The organism is Bradyrhizobium sp. A11 (assembly GCF_042077125.1).
GTDB lineage: Bacteria > Pseudomonadota > Alphaproteobacteria > Rhizobiales > Xanthobacteraceae > Bradyrhizobium > Bradyrhizobium japonicum_B.
On the sequence record NZ_CP149509.1, the window covers coordinates 5,930,480 to 5,946,539 of the forward strand.

The following is a 16,060-nucleotide window of genomic DNA, read 5'->3' on the forward strand; positions in this document are numbered from 1 at the left end:
TTACGACAACGCCTCAGTAGAGCGTGCGGATCGGCTGCTCGGCGGCGCCGTAGGGCACCCAGCGGCAGGAGAACGAGATGTAGCCGCCCTCATAAGCCTGCACGCCCAGGAATTTGACCACCTTGCCGTAGCGCGCGCAGTGATCGACCGCGACCTGCCGGGCATCGACCTGGGTGGCCATCGAATAGGCGATGATGCCGCCGGTGTCGTTGCCCTTGAACGGCGGCACATAGTCGGCACGCGCCGACTGGCTCGCCGTCATACCCGAGGCAACCAGGCTGGCGAGAAGACCCGCGGCCGCAATGATTCGCATTCCCGTCACTCCAATTGGCTGGCCGCCAGTCTACGGTGCCGGGATGGAAGTGGAAAGAACCGAAGCCGTGCCGACCGCGACCTTGTGGTCAAGTCCTGGCGAAGTGTTGCCGCGCTGCACTTGACCTCCCCTGGCCTTCGCGGCACCGTCCGACCTTCGCAAGACCTTAGCTGTCCGGATTGTCCATGCGCGCCCCCTCCCTGAAATCGTTCCGCTATGCCGCCGTGCTCGGCCTCATGCTCGGGGCGGTGTCGCTCGGCGAGGCCAGGGCCGCCAATCCGCTGGAGATGAATTTCTGGCTCAGCGGACCGCGCTATGACGGCGCCGTCGCCGGTTGCGACCGGGCGCTGCCGACGATCGCGACCCAGTTCTGGGAAAAGGAAAGCACGTTCTGGAATTCCTCGTTGAAGATCACCGGCTTCTCCGCCGTTCACGAGACCGCGTTCCGGCCCTGGCAGTCCGACAACATCCCGCGCCGCTATTGCAGCGCTGACGCCATGCTCACCGACGGCAAGGTGCGCAAGGTGCACTACTCGCTCATCGAGGATGGTGGCTTCGCCGGCTACGGCAGCGGCGTCGAATGGTGCGTGGTCGGGCTCGACCGCAATTGGGCCTACAATCCGGCCTGCCGCGCCGCCAGGCCTTGAGTCCGGGGCACCCTGCGTCGGCCATCAGCGGTCAAACGGCGGTCGCCGGAATTTTGTTCTTGAAATGTTCTTTTCGCCTGCTAGGCTTCCTTGCACAGTCTAGTTGAGGGGCGTTGCCATGTTTCATCCCGGATTGCATTCCTTCTCTCGCCTAGTGATCTCGCTGGCCCTTTCCCTGATCCTGGCCGCCGGCCTGGCCTCGTTCGCCGGTGACGCCATGGCCCAGGACAAGCGGCAGAACGCACCGGGCGAGTTCGATTTCTATGTGCTGGCGCTGTCGTGGTCGCCCTCGTTCTGCGAGGAAGCGGCCGAGCGCGGCGGCCGTTCCCAGATGCAATGCGGCGGACGGCCCTATGCGTTCGTGGTGCATGGGCTGTGGCCGCAATATGAAGCCGGCTTCCCGGAATATTGTCAGCGCCCGGCACCACGGCTGAACCGCAACATCGTCTCCTCGATGCTCGACCTCATGCCGGCGACGGGCCTGATCTTCAACGAATGGGACAAGCACGGCACCTGCTCGGGGCTCGAGGGCCGCAGCTATTTCGAGACGATCCGCAAAGCGCGCGCCGCGATCAAGATCCCGGCCGAATATCTCGATCTGTCGCAGGCCAAGACGGTGGCGCCGGCGGAGGTCGAGGAGGCCTTCATCAAGGCCAACCCCGGTCTCAGCAATGCCGCCGTCTCCGTCACCTGCAACCGCACCCGTCTCTCCGAGGTCCGCATCTGCCTGAGCAAGGACCTGCAATTCCGCGCCTGCGAGGAAACCGACCGCCGCGCCTGCCGCCGCGAGCAGGTGACGATGCCGCCGATCAGGGGCGGTTGATCCATTATTGCGCGCAGCGACCTTCTCTCGTGCCCCGGACGCAGCGCAACGCCTCTTCGGCGGTGCGCTGCAGAGCCGGGGCCCATGCTGCATTAGCCTCCGTGGCCCCTGGGTCCCGGCTCAGCGTCGCAGCGCTGCACGCTGCGACGCGTCCGGGACACATGATTGCGCCTCTTTGCTCAAGCGCTCGCGTGGCGTAGTGCTGTTGCATGAACTACCGCCACGCCTTCCACGCCGGCAACTTCGCCGATGTCATCAAGCACATCGTGCTGGCCCGCATCATCACCTATCTGCAGGACAAGCCGGGTCCGTTCCGCGTCATCGATACCCATGCCGGAGCCGGCCTCTACGATCTCGACAGCGAAGAGGCGCGCCGGAGCGGCGAATGGCTCACCGGCATCGCGCGGCTGATGCAGGCCCGTTTGTCGAACGAGAGCGCGGCGCTGACCAAGCCCTATCTCGACATCGTGCGCGCCTACAATCCGAAGGGGGAGCTCAAGGCCTATCCGGGCTCGCCGCTGATCGCGCGCGGCCTGCTCAGGCCGCAGGACCGGCTGGTGGCCTGCGAGCTCGAGCCGAAGGCGCGGAAGGCGCTGATCGGCGTGCTGCGCCGCGACGAACAGGCCCGCGTGGTCGACCTCGACGGCTGGGTGGCACTGCCGGCCTTCGTGCCGCCGAAGGAGCGGCGCGGCCTCGTGCTGATCGATCCGCCGTTCGAGGCCAAGGACGAGTTCGAGCGGTTGGGCGAAGCCTTCTCCACCGCCTTCGCGAAATGGCCGACCGGTATCTATGTCATCTGGTATCCGGCCAAGAGCCGGCGTGCCACCGACACGCTGGCCCAGACAGTGGCACGGCTCGCAGCCGCAGCAAAACCACCCGGAAAATGCCTGCGCCTCGAATTCAGCGTCGCGCCCCAGCTCGATGGCGGGGCTCTTTCCTCTGCCGGGCTGCTGATCGTCAACCCGCCCTACACGCTGCAGGGCGAGCTCAAGACCATCCTGCCCGAGCTGGAAATGCCGCTCGGCCAAGGCGGCGCTGCCAGATTCCGATTGGAGGTACCCAAGCCCTAAAGCAAAGCCGTAACACTCCGGCATTCTTGGGAAAAATATGCAGGAGCGGTAGTCAATCCGCAGAGAACCGTATTATGCTGTTTCTGTGACTGGCTTTACGTTCCGCTTCCGCGAATGGTTGCGGCGGAGTGAAGGCCTAAGAAAGATCCGGCCGGACCGTCATTGTCCGTCCAAGGATGGCCAGCTCTCCCGGGCTTCGTAAGGCCCGGTCATGTCGCGACGTGAGTCTGCGTCGCGGCGGAGGAGCAATGAGGGGGAGTTTCCCGATGGCCATGACGGGAACGGTCAAGTTTTTCAACGGCGAACGCGGCTACGGTTTCATCAAGCCTGACGACGGCGGCCGCGACGTCTTCGTGCACATTACTGCTGTGGAGCGGGCCGGACTGAAGGACCTTGCGGAAGGACAGCGCATTACTTTCGAAGTCGAGCCGGACAAGAAGGGGAAGGGACCGAAGGCGGTCAACCTGGTCATCCTTTCCTAGCGGGCCTGACGCAAAGCACGCCGCGCAATATTTCGCGCAAAAAAATCCCGGCCGCGAGCGGCCGGGAAGGTGTTGTCCGGTATTTTCTTCTTCAGCTATCAGAAGCGATAGTTCACGCCTGCGCGAACGACGCTGGCGCTATAGCCGTTTGACACCCCCGTAATTGCGAACTGGCTGGTCGACAGGTCGATGTAGAGATATTCGAGCTTGGCGCTCCAGTTCGAAGTGAGGCCAACTTCCGCGCCGCCGCCGATGGTCCAGCCGGCGGTGGTGTGCGATTCCGCCCAGCCGAAGGTCTGTCCACGCAGCTCGCCGAACGCAAGGCCCGCGGTGCCGTAGAACAGCACGTTGTTGAAGGCGTAGCCGGCGCGGCCGCGCAGGGTGCCGAACCACGGATTGGAGAACTTCCACGGCGCGAAAGTGTCGTCGGCACCGCTGGCCTGGATATCGCCCTCGACACCGAACACCCAAGGGCCGTTCTGGAAATTGTAGCCGGCCTGCACGCCGCCCACGAAGCCCGACGGCTTCGAGGGATTGTTGTCGACCGAGCCCCATTCGTAGCCGATGTTGCCGCCGAGATAGGGACCCGCCCAGCTATAGGCATTGAGCGGCTGGTTGACGGTATAGGGGGCGCGCTGCCCGTAATTGAGATCGGCGGCCTCTGCCGAAGCTGTCCAGCCGGCTGCAACCAACGCGGCCGCGCCCACAACGAGCCTCTTCATCACACACTCCAACGCAACTGCCGTCGCCGCTGCGGCGCCTGCGCTTGCCGCGCGAGGCAAACCGCATGGTTACGGAACCACCACTTTTTCGCGTAGGATTTATCGAGAGTTTTAGCTTAAAGGGCTGTTAAGCCGGGTTACCGCGCTGTTAACAGACTTAAGGAAGCGTTACCGCCGCCGTCCTGTGCGTGCCGCGCGGCCGGAACTTCAAATCGGCACCCCGAGCGCCTAAATTCGCCCCATGGTTCACGATTCCACCGACAATCCGGACGATCGCGCGCGCAAATTGCCCCGCGCTGCCGCGAGCGACGTGCCGCCGGAGGCGTTGACGGCGCCGGACGTCGATCCCGCCGCCCCGGGCGGCGACGACGAGGATGATTCGCGGCTGCCTGATATCCTGGAGGAGAGCGGCGCGGTCGGCGAGGAGCCGCTGGCGACCGGCCATGAGGCGATCGAGCGCGCGGTCCGCCTCGCCCCGACCTCGCCCGGCGTCTATCGCATGCTCAACGCGAATGCCGACGTGCTCTATGTCGGCAAGGCCAAGAACGTCAAGAAACGCCTGTCGAGCTATGCGCGCCAGAGCGCGCCGCAGCCGGCGCGCATCCTGCGCATGATCGCCGCCACCGTGACGGTGGAGATCGTCTCGACCAACACCGAGACCGAAGCGCTGCTGCTGGAGGCCAACCTCATCAAGCAGCTGCGGCCACGTTTCAACGTGCAGCTGCGCGACGACAAGTCGTTTCCCTATATCCTGATCACCGGCGACCATTGGGCGCCGCAGATCCTGAAACATCGGGGCGCGCAGAGCCGGCCCGGCCGCTATTTCGGTCCGTTCGCTTCCGCCGGGGCGGTCAACCGCACCATCACGGCGCTGCAGCGCGCGTTCCTGATCCGCTCCTGCACCGATTCCTTCTTCGAGAGCCGAACCCGGCCCTGCCTGCTCTACCAGATCCGCCGCTGCGCCGGCCCCTGCACCCGCGAGATCGACTTCGGCGGCTACACCACGCTGGTGCGCGAGGCGAGCGACTTCCTGTCCGGCAAGAGCCACGCGGTGAAGCAGGAGCTTGCCGGCGAGATGGAGAAGGCGGCGGGTGAGCTCGAGTTCGAGCGCGCCGCGCTGTACCGCGACCGCCTCGCGGCGCTCTCGGCGATCCAGTCGCAGCAGGGCATCAATCCGCGCACGGTCGAGGAAGCCGACGTGTTCGCCATCCACCAGGAAGGCGGGTTCTCCTGCGTCGAGGTGTTCTTCTTCCGCACCGGCCAGAACTGGGGCAACCGCGCCTACTTTCCGCGCGCGGAGAAGTCGTTCACCCCCGAAGAGGTGCTCGGCTCCTTCCTCGCGCAGTTCTACGACGACAAGCCGCCGCCCAGGAACATCCTGCTCTCGCACGAGATCGAGGAGAGCGAGCTGCTCGCCAATGCGCTGGCGATCAAGGCCGGCCACAAGGTCGAGGTCACCGCGCCCAAGCGCGGCGAGAAGAAGGAGCTGGTCATCCACGCGCTGACCAATGCGCGCGAGGCGCTCGGCCGCAAGCTCGCCGACACCGCCACGCAAAGCCGGCTGCTGGAGGCCATGGCCGCGACGCTGAGCCTGCCCCAAGTCCCGAAGCGCATCGAGGTCTACGACAACAGCCATATCCAGGGCACCAATGCGGTCGGCGCCATGATCGTCGCCGGGCCCGACGGCTTCGTGAAGAACCAGTATCGCAAGTTCAACATCAAGTCGGAAGGGATCACGCCCGGCGACGACTTCGCCATGATGCGCGAGGTGCTGGAGCGGCGCTTCAAGCGCCTGATCAATCCGCCGGAGGATGCCGGCACCAAGGCCAAGGACGACGATTTTCCGCAATGGCCCGACCTCGTCATCATCGACGGCGGTCGCGGCCAGCTCAACGCCGTCCGCGAGATCTTCGCCAATCTCGGCCTGAGCCAGGTGTCGCTGATGTCGGTGGCCAAGGGTCCGGACCGGGATGCCGGCCGCGAGACCTTGTTCATGCCCGAACGCGAGGCCATCAAGCTGGAGCCGCGCGACCCCGTGCTCTATTTCATCCAGCGTCTGCGCGACGAGGCCCACCGCTTCGTCATCGGTTCGCACCGCAAGCTGCGCAAGAAGGACATCCGCGAGGCCGGTTTGCAGGAGATTCCGGGCATCGGCCCGTCACGCAAACGTGCCTTGCTGCATCATTTCGGGACCCTGAAGGAGATCGAGCGCGCGTCGATCGCCGATCTCGGCAAGGTTCCAGGGGTGAGCGCCGAGAGCGCGCGCAGGATTTTCGAGTATTTCCATCCCCAGCCGGGATGAACTAAAGGGGACCCAAAGGTAGCCTCGGTCATATCGTCGTCGCATCCCGCACCCCATCTGGGGAGCGGAACGGTTGACCTTCAGGCTGCAGCGGTATTGGTAGGACGGATGAACATCGCCACGACACGAGGGACCACCAGCCGCGCGATGTCCCTCCCCAATCTCCTGACCTATGGCCGGATCGCCGCGATCCCGGTCGTGGTCGGGTGCATCTATGCGCAGTCGATTCTGGATCAGCCGCTGTGGCTGCGCTGGGTCGCGGTCGCCCTCTTCATCGCGGCCGCGGTCACCGATTACCTCGACGGCTATTATGCGCGAATCTGGAATCAGCAATCGGCCTTCGGCCGGATGCTGGATCCGATCGCCGACAAGCTGCTGGTCGCCTCCTGCCTCTTGATGCTGGCCGCCGACGGCATCATCCATGGCTGGTCGCTGTGGGCCGCCATCGTGATCCTGTGCCGCGAGATCCTGGTCTCGGGCCTGCGCGAATATCTCGCCGCGCTCCGCGTCAGCGTACCCGTGACCAAGCTTGCGAAGTGGAAGACCACGGTCCAGCTCGTCGCGATCGGCTTCCTGCTCGCCGGACCTGCCGGCGACGAGGTGGTGCCCGTGGTCTCGATGATCGGATTGGCGCTGCTGTGGGCCTCGGCGATCGTGACCATCTACACCGGCTACGATTATTTCCGCGCCGGCATCCATCACCTCATCAAGGAGGACGAGGGATGAAGGTGAAGTATTTTGCCTGGGTGCGCGAGCGCGTCGGCAAGGCGGAGGAGACCATCGAGCCGCCGCCGACCGTGCGTACCGTCGAGGAGCTGATCGCCTGGCTGTCCGGCCAGAGCGAGGCCTATGCCTACGCATTCGAGAAGCCGAAGGTGATCCGCGCCGCCATCGACCACGCCCACGTCAAGTCGGACGCCGCGATCGCCGGGGCCCGCGAGATCGCGTTCTTCCCGCCGATGACCGGCGGCTAGGCCCATGACCTCCGCTGTCGCCACCTGCCCCGTCACCATCCGGATTCAGGAAGACGATTTCGACATCGCCCGCGAGATCGCGGTGCTGACCCGGAGCCGTACCGACATCGGTGCGGTCGTGAGCTTCTCCGGCATCTGCCGCGCTGATGACGACAGCGCCAAGGTCGCGGCGCTGACGCTCGAGCATTATCCCGGCATGGCCGAGGAAGAGATCGGGCGTCATGCCGACGAAGCCGTTTCGCGCTGGCCGCTCAACGGCGTCACGGTGATCCACCGTGTCGGCCGCTTCATGCCGGGCCAGAACATCGTGCTGGTGCTGACCGCCTCGCAGCATCGCCAGGCCGCGTTCCAGGCGGCCGAGTTCCTGATGGATTACCTCAAGACCAACGCGCCGTTCTGGAAGAAGGAAGAGAGCGCCACCGGCACCGGCTGGGTCGAAGCCCAGGCCCGTGACGACGAAGCCGCCGCACGCTGGACCAAATCCTGATGGCAAGAGCATCCAAGAAGACCGCGCGCGGGCGCGCCGCGCCAAAGCTCGCGAAAGTGGGGCGCGGCGAGCTGCTCACGCTGCTCGATTTCGTCCGCTATGCGGTGAGCCGCTTCAATGAGGCCAAGCTCGCTTTTGCCCACGGCACGACGGATCCGGTCGCCGAAGCCGCCTTTCTGGTCTGCGAGGCGCTGCATCTGCATCCCGAACAGCTCGAGAGCTTCGCCAGCGCGCGCGTCACGGCCGCGGAAAGCAGGACCGTCCTCGATCTGATCCACCAGCGCGTGACCACGCGCAAACCGGCGGCCTATCTGGTCAACAAGATCTACATGCGCGGCCTGCCCTTCTATGTCGACGAGCGCGTCATCGTTCCGCGCTCCTTCATCGGCGAGCTCCTGGATTCGCATTTCGGCGGCGATGGCGAGGCAGGCTCGCTGATCGACGATCCCACCGCCGTCGGGCGCGTGCTCGATCTCTGCACGGGGTCGGGCTGCCTCGCCATCCTCGCCGCGCATCATTTCCCGAATACCGTTGTCGATGCCGTCGACATCTCCAAGGGCGCGCTCGAAGTCGCCGCCCGCAATGTCGGCGACTACGGGCTCGAGGAGCGGATCAGCCTCTATCGCGGCGACCTGTTCGCTCCCCTCGGTGACAGCAGGTACGATCTGATCATCACCAACCCGCCTTACGTCGATGCCGAAGGCATGGCCGCGCTGCCGCCGGAATGCCGGGCCGAGCCCAAGCTCGCCTTCGATGGCGGCGCCGATGGCCTCGACGTGGTGCGCCGCATCCTGCGCGAGGCGCCCGATCACCTGACGCCGGGCGGCGGGCTGATCTGCGAGATCGGCCGCGGCCGGGACCTGGTCGACGAGGCTTTCCCGGACCTGCCGCTGCTCTGGCTCGACACCGAGGAGTCCGAGGGCGAGGTGTTCTGGATCGCCGCCGCCGATCTCGGCTGATTCATCGGGATGGACGGAGCGCGGTCGGAACAAGTCAAATTCGGCCACGTTCATCCCCCGAACGAATTTTGCTGCTCTCGGAGGATGTCCAGATGCTCGCGCCATCGGGCGAATTGCTGCGCGCCGGCATGGCGCTGAAGCTCAATCACGTCAAACGCGCCGCGCAATCCTATCTGCGCGACCAGACCAGCCAGGCCACCGGCAAGGTGACGTCTTACGCCGTGGCCGGCGGGCTGTTCGCGGCAGCGGGCCTGTTCGTCATGGCGGCGTTCTTCGTTGGCCTGATCGCCTTGTACCGCTGGGTCGCCATCAGCTACGGGCAGTTCTGGGGTTTCGGTGTCGTCGCGGGCGTGCTGCTGGTGCTGGCGGCGGTCTGCGCCGGCGTGGCGATGGCGCAGACGAACCGCAAAACCAAGCCGATCGTGCCGCTTGCCAGCCGGTTGCGCGTTGCCATTGCGACCCCGCGGATTCCCCGCGGAACGGTCAAGGAGGCTGTGAAAGAGGTCGCGACCGCGATTCCCCTTGCGCCGCTGGCGCCGGGCGAGCGCCGCCATGGCGCAAGAGCCTGGCCGGTTCGCACCAACCGGCCCGTGCAGCTTGGCCTGATGCTCGCAGCGATTGGACTGGCGGGGTATACGGCGGTGCGCCGCAGGCGGCACGGTCACCGATTGGACGCTTGATGCTGGTGCGGCGCTCCGAACAGATCGATTCCTGGCTGCTGGTGGCGGCGACAGCCGTGTTCGTGCTGACGGCGGAGCGTTACTTTCAGGGCTCGGGCCTGGTCGGGTCGGGCCCTCCGCCAGACCACCGCAAAGGCGAGGCGAATTCGCCGGAAACACACCCGGCGCGCGCGGCCGTGCAGCCCGGCCACGGCCGCCATGCGAAGAGCCCGTTCTCGATCCCGTGGGCCGGCTGGAAGGATATCTTCTGGCGGACCTATCAGCGCATCGACGAGGACCGTCTGCTCGCGACCGCGGGCGGCGTCGTATTCTTCGGGCTGCTCGCGATCTTTCCGGCGGTCACGGCGCTGGTTTCCTCTTACGGCCTGTTCGCCGATCCCGCCACGATCAGCGCCAACCTGCAGACGCTGGCGACCATGCTGCCGGAGGGCTCGTTCCAGATCGTCGAGGACCAGGTGGCGCGCGTGGTGTCGAACGGCAATACCACGCTGGGCGCCACTTTCCTGTTCGGCCTCCTGCTGGCGATCTGGAGCGCCAATGCCGGGGTCAAGGCGATCTTTGATGCCCTCAACGTGGCCTATGAGGAGCGTGAGAAGCGCAGCTTCATCAAGCTCAACATGGTGTCGCTCGCCTTCACGATCGGCGGCATCGTGGCGCTGCTGGTGATGGTGGGCGTTGTCGTCGCCTTCCCGCTTGCGCTCAATCATCTCGGCATGGCGCCTGAAAGCAAGCTGATCGTGGCGCTGGCACGATGGCCGCTCATGTTCCTCGTCCTGCTGGTGGCGCTCGCGATCCTCTACCGCTTCGCGCCCAGCCGCGATGCACCGCGCTGGCAATGGCTGAGCCTCGGCGCGGTGACCGCCGCCCTGCTCTGGATCGCCGGCTCGGCACTGCTGTCCTGGTATCTCTCCGAGTTCGCCAATTACAACGCGACCTATGGCTCTCTCGGCGCCGCGATCGGCCTGATGACGTGGATGTGGATGTCGGCGATCGTCATCATGTTCGGCGCCGAGCTGAATTCGGAGATCGAGCGGCAGACGCTGAGGGACACGACCGCGGGGCAGCCCAAGCCGCTCGGCACCCGCGATGCGGTCTCGGCCGACACCGTCGGCGCCGCCGCGCCGGCCTGACGCCGCGCCATTTTAGCCATGACGACGATCGGGCCGGAGCTCACCCGGCCCGATCGAGCGGCATGTCAGCGCTTGGTGATGACGGCTTCCAGATATTCGCTGTGCACGACAATGGTGCCGTCATTGGCACGGTTGAACTCGCCGAGCAGTGCCAGGAGATCGCGCCTCAGCGCCGCCTGCCCGCTCTCGTCGAGCGCGGCAAACGCCTTCAGCGTCGGCCCGTAGAAGGTCTTGAAGACGTCGAGCCAGTGCTCGGGCGAGCGATAGCGGAACACGAACATGCGCGGCTCGGCCGAAATATCCGAGGCCTGGCTTTTGAACATCTCCTCGAGCCGCGCCGGCGTGCCCCATAGCGCCGGAGACTTCACCCCGGCTGGCGGCGGCAGATGCTTGCCGATGGTCTTGAACAGCTGGCCGATGAAACCCTGCGGGGTCCAGTTGGCGAGTCCGATCTTGCCGCCGGATTTGCAGACGCGCGCAAGCTCGGAGGCCGCCTTTTCCTGGTCGGGTGTGAACATCACGCCGAAGGTCGAGAGCACGACGTCGTAGCTCGCGTCCGCAAACGGCAGCGCTTCGGCGTCAGCCTCGCGAAATTCGACCGTCAGATGGTCCGCCGCCGCGCGCTCCTGGCCGCGCTTGAGCAGCGCCGGCACATAGTCGGTGGATGTGACGTCACACCAGCGCCGCGCCGCGGCCAGCGTCGCATTGCCGTTGCCGGCGGCGACGTCCAGCACCTTGCTGCCGGCGCGCAAGTCGATGGCCTCACAGAGCTGTTCGCCGACGATCTGCAAGGTGGTGCCGACAACGGCATAGTCGCCCGACGACCAGGCACCGTGCTGGCGCTGCTTGACGGCGGCAAGATCGGGCTGGGATGTGGGCTGTTTGAGGGCTGCGGATGTCGACATGGGCAAATCTCCTGGGGTTGAAAACGCCGGGACGATAGGGCGCATGCGGTCCGCTGGCCTTGAGAGCAGCGTTATTTTGCGCTGAGAGCGCCTTGATTTGCTGATGGGAGCCGCGACGAGCCTGATGCAGGCCGCCAGACAGTCACTATCCCCTCGAATCAACAATGATGTTAGGGTCATGCATTGCTTTGGGGGAGCATGAGCCGCGACGGGTTCGAACGCGACCCGTGTTTTCCCGGGTGAGGCAGTCAGCTCTTGAGGCGTAACGCGCGGCATGATTCGCATTTCGACGATTTTCATCGCCATCTGCATGGTTCTGGTCGCGGCCTCGCTCGGGCTGGTGCTCTACGCCGTCGCCGGCATCAGCGGAACCGAATCCGCGATCGTGGCGCTCACCGCGCTGACCTTCCTGATCCTCTACAACGCCGTGTCGATGCGGCTGCGTGACCGCAGCGACGTCGGCGGCCAGATCACGGATCTGTCGCGCGGCACCGCCGACCTCGCCCGCCAGGTGGCCGAGTTCGGCCGCCGGCTGGCCGCGATCGAGGCACGCATCGCCTCGTCCAATTCGACCAACTCCGACCGCATCCAGTCGGTGGTCGGCGAGATCAACGAGCTCGGCGGATTGGTCAGACAGCTCGCCACCACCGTGTCGGCTCATGAGGACATGCTGGCCGGCGGCGCGGCGGCGCCCGCCCCGGTCGCCAGGTCCGAGCTGAAGTCCGAGCTGAAGTCCGAGCCGGAGGCGCCGATCGAGCTGGTTGCGCCGTTCGAGGAGCGGCCGGCCGCCCCTCCCCCGCTCGCCGCAGCCCCTTCACCTCCGCCTCCGCCTCCGCCTCCCTCGGCGCAGCCGCGGCCGGCGCCGGCGATCCAGACCCCGACCTCCAACCCGGTTCAGACGGCCACCGGGCGCAACCAGACTCAGTTGCTGGCGACGTTGCGCAATGCCATCGACGAGAACCGCATCGACATCTTCCTGCAGCCGATGGTGACGCTGCCGCAGCGCAAAGTGCGGTTCTACGAGGCGGTGACGCGCCTGCGCGACGAACGCGACCAGCTGATCGCAGCCGAGGAGTTCATCAGCATCGCAGAGGCTTCGGGGCTGATCGGGCGCATCGACAACATGGTGATGCTGCGCTGTGTGCAGGTGCTGCGGCGCCTGATGGTGCGCAACAAGGACGTCGGAGTGTTCTGCAACGTCGCGGCGTCAACGCTCGGAAATTCCACCACCTTCGCACAATGCCTCGACTTCCTCGAAGCCAACCGGGCGCTGGCGCCCTCGCTGGTGCTGGAGTTCAAGCAATCGACCTTCCGCAATCTCGGCGCGGCCGAGACCGAGAATCTCGCCGCACTCGCCCAGCGCGGCTTCCGCTTCTCGATGGACCACGTCACGGATCTCCGCATCGAGCCGCGCGAGCTGGCCGACCGCGGGGTGCGCTTCATCAAGGTGCCGGCCGCGCTGCTGCTCGACCCCAGGCAGGCGTCGACCTCGGACATCCATCCCTCCGACCTCTCCGACCTGCTCGGCCGTTTCGGCATCGACCTGATTGCCGAAAGGATCGAGGGCGAGCGCGCGGTCGTGGACCTGCTCGACTATGACGTACGGTTCGGCCAGGGCTTCCTGTTCGCGCCGCCCCGACCATTGCGGCCGGAAGGGGCATCTGCTACCGGCGGGGCCGCGCCGAACCAGGCGCAGGACACGCAAGGATCCAATGGCTCCGCTCCCCCCAGCCAAGGTACGACAACTGGCGCGACATCTGGCGTGGCGTCAGCCGCTGCTCCGGCACAACGCATCACCGGCAACGCGGCGCTGGCGCGCCGCATCTGATCGGTCGCACCTATCATGACCACGCTGCATTTCGCCGAAAGCCTGCGCGAGCTCGTGGGCGGTGTGGACGTCGTTCTCAGCGACATCTGGGGCGTCGTCCACAACGGCCTCGAATCCTTCCCTGAAGCCTGCGAGGCGCTGCACACTTATCGCAGCCACGGCGGTACGGTGATCCTGATCACCAACGCGCCGCGGCCGGCAGATTCCGTGCAGCGACAATTGCGCAAGCTCGGCGTCGCCGACGAGACCTACGACGCGATCGTCTCGTCGGGCGACCTGACCCGGCTCTATGTCGCCGAGCATCCCGGCCGCAAGATGTTCTGGCTCGGGCCCGAACGCGACAATTCGATCTACCGCGGCCTCGACGCGAAGACCGCGCCGCTGGAGGAGGCCGACTACATCGTCTGCACCGGCCTCTATGACGACGAGACCGAGACGGCGGAAGACTATCGCGGCATGATGCTGAAGGCGCGCGAGCGCAAGCTGACGCTGGTCTGCGCCAATCCCGACATCGTGGTGGAACGCGGCGACCGGCTGATCTACTGCGCCGGCGCGATCGCGGAGCTCTATCGCGAGCTCGGCGGCGAGGTGATCTTCTACGGCAAGCCGCACCGGCCGATCTACGAGCGCGCGATGGCGCTCGCGGGGGAACGCCAGGGCCACCAGATCGACCGGAAGAAGGTGCTGGCGATCGGCGATTCCGTCCGCACCGACTTAACCGGCGCGCGCGAATTCGGCATCGACTGCCTGTTCGTGACCCGCGGCATCCATGCCGAGGAGTTCGAGGGGCTCGACCAGCTCGACCCGGCATCGGTGCTGGAATTGTTCGGCCACCCGCCGAAGGCGCTGATGCGCGAATTGAAGTGGTAATGAGTTGGCCGTCATTCCGGGGCGACGCGGACCATGGAACCCGGAAATCTCGAGATTCCGGGTTCGCCCTTCGGGCGCCCCGGAACGACACCCAAATATAGAAAGGCCCGGGACGAGCCCGGGCCTTTCGAATTCACCTGACGCTTCGATCGCGCTTACGCGCTCGCCATGTCCGGGAACACCGCCTCGATCTTGGTCTTCAGCGTCGCCGCGTTGAACGGCTTGACGATGTAATTGTTCACGCCGGCCTTCTTGGCCGCGATCACGTTCTCGGTCTTGGATTCCGCCGTGATCATGATGAACGGCGTGGTGGCGAGGTTCGGATCCGCGCGCACTTCGCGCAAAAGGTCGTACCCCGTCATCGGCTCCATGTTCCAGTCGGAGATCACGAGCCCGTACTTCTTGCCGCGCATCTTGTTCAGCGCTGCCGAACCGTCGCTGGCATCATCGATGTTCTCGAAGCCAAGCTGCTTCAGCAGATTCCTGATGATGCGGATCATGGTGCTGTAGTCATCCACCACCAGAACCGGCATCGACAAATCAACCGCCATCTCGACTCCCCCAACGCATACCCAGGAATATTTACGATCGGACCTGCCGGGCCGGGGCCCGCCTGTTCCAGATGCAAGGACTAGCACCAAGGCGTTAAACAGCGCGTTAATTGGGGGCCCCCCGAAAGAACTGAAATCGCGTGGGATTCGGCGCTCCCCCTTCCGCTTGACTTCATCGGGCCGGTCGCGCCACGGTCCCGGCCGGTCCCGCCGGTTCGAGAATTCCCCTGATGGCCCCGCATTTTAACGTTATCCGCGACACCACGCCCGTTTCCGCGATTCCAAGGGGCGCCGTGGTCGCCATGGGCAATTTCGACGGGGTTCATCTCGGTCACCGCGCCGTGATCGCCGCCGCCCTGGAAATGGGCCGGACCCATGGCCGCCCCGCTTTGGCGCTGACCTTCGAGCCGCATCCGCGGCGGTTCTTCAGCCCCAACACCCCGCAATTCCGCCTGACGGACGAACCGGCCAAGCTGCGGCTTCTGGCCGGCACCGGGCTTGCCGGCGCCGTGGTCATGACCTTCGACAAGGCACGCGCCGGAACCAGCGCGCAAGATTTCATTCACCAAGACCTGATCGGACGGCTCGGCGTCAGCGGCATCGCGGTGGGTTACGACTTCCATTTCGGCAAGGGACGGGTCGGCTCGCCGAGCCTGCTGGTCAACGAGGCGCCCCGGCTCGGCATCGAGGTCGACGTGCAGCCGCATGTCGATATCGACGAGCGGCCGGTCTCCTCCAGCGCGATCCGCATCGCCCTCGCCGAAGGCCAGCTCGACGAGGCCACCACCATGCTGGGCGCACCCTGGTTCATCACCGGCGAGGTGATCCACGGCGAGAAGCGCGGCCGCGATCTCGGCTATCCCACCGCCAACATCCGCCTCGATGCCAATTGCGGCCTGAAGCACGGCATCTATGCGGTCCGGGTCGGCCGCGGCACCGAGCGGCTGGACGGGGTGGCAAGCTTCGGCCGCCGCCCGACCTTCGACAACGGTGCCCCGCTGCTGGAGATCTTCCTGTTCGACTTCAAGGGCGATCTCTACGGGCAGGCGCTGGATTGCGCCTTCATCGGCTTCATCCGCGAGGAGCTGAAATTCGAGGGCATCGAGGCCCTGATCCGGCAGATGGACGACGATTCCGCCCGCGCCCGCGCCATCCTGGCCGCCGCCCCGGACGCGTTTCCACGGCTCGGCACCGTCGATTGAGCCCCGAATCCGGCCTTCCCGAACCTTTGCGCTTCCTTTGGCCCCCTGCTATGGAGAGCCCATGTTTGCGCGGCGCATCATAGGGATTAGCGGCCCGGCTTCCGCCTGAGCTTAA

At 65.7% G+C, this 16,060-nt stretch carries 18 protein-coding genes; 14 read left to right on the forward strand and 4 right to left on the reverse strand.

Annotated elements, in window-relative coordinates; all coding sequences use genetic code 11:
* Window positions 1-13: 13 nt before the first annotated feature.
* On the reverse strand, window positions 14-313 hold the full coding sequence (locus WI560_RS27910; protein WP_028134381.1) for a hypothetical protein: 300 nt from the start codon (window positions 311-313) through the stop codon (window positions 14-16).
* 185 nt (window positions 314-498) lie between these two features.
* Here WI560_RS27910 and WI560_RS27915 point away from each other — a divergent pair, with 185 nt between their 5' ends.
* The 4 genes from WI560_RS27915 to WI560_RS27930 all read left to right on the forward strand — a co-directional run bounded on the left by WI560_RS27915 (window position 499) and on the right by WI560_RS27930 (window position 3,335).
* Window positions 499-960 (forward strand): hypothetical protein, encoded by a 462-nt coding sequence (locus WI560_RS27915; RefSeq protein ID WP_028134380.1) that lies wholly within the window; start codon window positions 499-501, stop codon window positions 958-960.
* Window positions 961-1,078: 118 nt separating this feature from the next.
* Window positions 1,079-1,783 carry a ribonuclease T2 gene (locus WI560_RS27920; protein ID WP_028134379.1) on the forward strand — a complete coding sequence of 235 codons (705 nt, stop codon included), beginning with the start codon at window positions 1,079-1,081 and terminating at the stop codon, window positions 1,781-1,783.
* 209 nt (window positions 1,784-1,992) lie between these two features.
* Entirely contained in the window at window positions 1,993-2,853 is an 861-nt protein-coding gene (locus WI560_RS27925; protein ID WP_375305757.1) for a 23S rRNA (adenine(2030)-N(6))-methyltransferase RlmJ, read from the forward strand.
* A gap of 266 nt (window positions 2,854-3,119) precedes the next feature.
* The gene (locus WI560_RS27930; protein ID WP_008544396.1) at window positions 3,120-3,335 is read left to right on the forward strand and encodes a cold-shock protein; all 216 of its coding nucleotides are present in this window, start codon (window positions 3,120-3,122) and stop codon (window positions 3,333-3,335) included.
* A 98-nt stretch (window positions 3,336-3,433) separates the two neighbouring features.
* On the opposite strand, the gene WI560_RS27935 is transcribed toward WI560_RS27930, so the two are convergent.
* Window positions 3,434-4,057 (reverse strand): outer membrane protein, encoded by a 624-nt coding sequence (locus WI560_RS27935; RefSeq protein WP_375157250.1) that lies wholly within the window; start codon window positions 4,055-4,057, stop codon window positions 3,434-3,436.
* 241 nt (window positions 4,058-4,298) lie between these two features.
* Between WI560_RS27935 and uvrC the strand changes: the two genes are divergently transcribed.
* The 7 genes from uvrC to WI560_RS27970 all read left to right on the forward strand — a co-directional run bounded on the left by uvrC (window position 4,299) and on the right by WI560_RS27970 (window position 10,589).
* Window positions 4,299-6,359: an excinuclease ABC subunit UvrC gene (gene uvrC, locus WI560_RS27940; RefSeq protein WP_375305758.1), complete on the forward strand. Its 2,061-nt coding sequence runs from the start codon at window positions 4,299-4,301 to the stop codon at window positions 6,357-6,359.
* 108 nt (window positions 6,360-6,467) lie between these two features.
* On the forward strand, window positions 6,468-7,085 hold the full coding sequence (gene pgsA / locus WI560_RS27945; protein WP_028134375.1) for a CDP-diacylglycerol--glycerol-3-phosphate 3-phosphatidyltransferase: 618 nt from the start codon (window positions 6,468-6,470) through the stop codon (window positions 7,083-7,085).
* A complete protein-coding gene (moaD, locus tag WI560_RS27950; RefSeq protein ID WP_375157252.1) occupies window positions 7,082-7,333 on the forward strand; it encodes a molybdopterin converting factor subunit 1 in 252 nt (83 codons plus the stop codon). The genes pgsA and moaD overlap by 4 nt, the downstream gene beginning before the upstream one ends.
* 4 nt (window positions 7,334-7,337) lie before the next feature.
* Window positions 7,338-7,820 carry a molybdenum cofactor biosynthesis protein MoaE gene (locus WI560_RS27955; RefSeq protein WP_375305759.1) on the forward strand — a complete coding sequence of 161 codons (483 nt, stop codon included), beginning with the start codon at window positions 7,338-7,340 and terminating at the stop codon, window positions 7,818-7,820.
* Entirely contained in the window at window positions 7,820-8,779 is a 960-nt protein-coding gene (gene prmB / locus WI560_RS27960; protein ID WP_375305760.1) for a 50S ribosomal protein L3 N(5)-glutamine methyltransferase, read from the forward strand. The genes WI560_RS27955 and prmB overlap by 1 nt, the downstream gene beginning before the upstream one ends.
* 92 nt (window positions 8,780-8,871) lie before the next feature.
* Entirely contained in the window at window positions 8,872-9,459 is a 588-nt protein-coding gene (locus tag WI560_RS27965) for a phage holin family protein (protein ID WP_375305761.1), read from the forward strand.
* Window positions 9,459-10,589 carry a YihY/virulence factor BrkB family protein gene (locus tag WI560_RS27970; protein ID WP_375305762.1) on the forward strand — a complete coding sequence of 377 codons (1,131 nt, stop codon included), beginning with the start codon at window positions 9,459-9,461 and terminating at the stop codon, window positions 10,587-10,589. Before WI560_RS27965 ends, WI560_RS27970 begins: the two co-directional genes overlap by 1 nt.
* A gap of 65 nt (window positions 10,590-10,654) precedes the next feature.
* Here the strand turns inward: WI560_RS27970 and WI560_RS27975 are convergent, their stop codons facing one another.
* Window positions 10,655-11,494: a class I SAM-dependent methyltransferase gene (locus WI560_RS27975; protein ID WP_375305763.1), complete on the reverse strand. Its 840-nt coding sequence runs from the start codon at window positions 11,492-11,494 to the stop codon at window positions 10,655-10,657.
* Between the two features lie 274 nt (window positions 11,495-11,768).
* On the opposite strand from WI560_RS27975, the gene WI560_RS27980 reads away from it, so the two are divergent.
* Entirely contained in the window at window positions 11,769-13,322 is a 1,554-nt protein-coding gene (locus WI560_RS27980) for an EAL domain-containing protein (protein ID WP_375305764.1), read from the forward strand.
* Between the two features lie 15 nt (window positions 13,323-13,337).
* Entirely contained in the window at window positions 13,338-14,192 is an 855-nt protein-coding gene (locus WI560_RS27985; protein WP_257176486.1) for a TIGR01459 family HAD-type hydrolase, read from the forward strand.
* Window positions 14,193-14,347: 155 nt separating this feature from the next.
* On the opposite strand, the gene WI560_RS27990 is transcribed toward WI560_RS27985, so the two are convergent.
* A complete protein-coding gene (locus WI560_RS27990; RefSeq protein ID WP_008567674.1) occupies window positions 14,348-14,743 on the reverse strand; it encodes a response regulator in 396 nt (131 codons plus the stop codon).
* A 230-nt stretch (window positions 14,744-14,973) separates the two neighbouring features.
* Here WI560_RS27990 and WI560_RS27995 point away from each other — a divergent pair, with 230 nt between their 5' ends.
* The gene (locus WI560_RS27995) at window positions 14,974-15,945 is read left to right on the forward strand and encodes a bifunctional riboflavin kinase/FAD synthetase (RefSeq protein WP_375305765.1); all 972 of its coding nucleotides are present in this window, start codon (window positions 14,974-14,976) and stop codon (window positions 15,943-15,945) included.
* Window positions 15,946-16,060 lie beyond the last annotated feature (115 nt).

Coding starts and splice junctions, on each gene's coding strand:
- uvrC (WP_375305758.1), top strand. CDS start 4,299: ATGGTTCACGATTCCACCGACAATCCGGACGATCGCGCGCGCAAATTG.
- prmB (WP_375305760.1), top strand. CDS start 7,820: ATGGCAAGAGCATCCAAGAAGACCGCGCGCGGGCGCGCCGCGCCAAAG.
- WI560_RS27995 (WP_375305765.1), top strand. CDS start 14,974: ATGGCCCCGCATTTTAACGTTATCCGCGACACCACGCCCGTTTCCGCG.
- WI560_RS27955 (WP_375305759.1), top strand. CDS start 7,338: ATGACCTCCGCTGTCGCCACCTGCCCCGTCACCATCCGGATTCAGGAA.
- WI560_RS27935 (WP_375157250.1), bottom strand. CDS start 4,057: ATGAAGAGGCTCGTTGTGGGCGCGGCCGCGTTGGTTGCAGCCGGCTGG.
- WI560_RS27965 (WP_375305761.1), top strand. CDS start 8,872: ATGCTCGCGCCATCGGGCGAATTGCTGCGCGCCGGCATGGCGCTGAAG.
- WI560_RS27985 (WP_257176486.1), top strand. CDS start 13,338: ATGACCACGCTGCATTTCGCCGAAAGCCTGCGCGAGCTCGTGGGCGGT.
- WI560_RS27910 (WP_028134381.1), bottom strand. CDS start 313: ATGCGAATCATTGCGGCCGCGGGTCTTCTCGCCAGCCTGGTTGCCTCG.
- WI560_RS27930 (WP_008544396.1), top strand. CDS start 3,120: ATGGCCATGACGGGAACGGTCAAGTTTTTCAACGGCGAACGCGGCTAC.
- WI560_RS27920 (WP_028134379.1), top strand. CDS start 1,079: ATGTTTCATCCCGGATTGCATTCCTTCTCTCGCCTAGTGATCTCGCTG.
- WI560_RS27980 (WP_375305764.1), top strand. CDS start 11,769: ATGATTCGCATTTCGACGATTTTCATCGCCATCTGCATGGTTCTGGTC.
- WI560_RS27990 (WP_008567674.1), bottom strand. CDS start 14,743: ATGGCGGTTGATTTGTCGATGCCGGTTCTGGTGGTGGATGACTACAGC.
- WI560_RS27925 (WP_375305757.1), top strand. CDS start 1,993: ATGAACTACCGCCACGCCTTCCACGCCGGCAACTTCGCCGATGTCATC.
- pgsA (WP_028134375.1), top strand. CDS start 6,468: ATGAACATCGCCACGACACGAGGGACCACCAGCCGCGCGATGTCCCTC.
- WI560_RS27970 (WP_375305762.1), top strand. CDS start 9,459: ATGCTGGTGCGGCGCTCCGAACAGATCGATTCCTGGCTGCTGGTGGCG.
- moaD (WP_375157252.1), top strand. CDS start 7,082: ATGAAGGTGAAGTATTTTGCCTGGGTGCGCGAGCGCGTCGGCAAGGCG.
- WI560_RS27915 (WP_028134380.1), top strand. CDS start 499: ATGCGCGCCCCCTCCCTGAAATCGTTCCGCTATGCCGCCGTGCTCGGC.
- WI560_RS27975 (WP_375305763.1), bottom strand. CDS start 11,494: ATGTCGACATCCGCAGCCCTCAAACAGCCCACATCCCAGCCCGATCTT.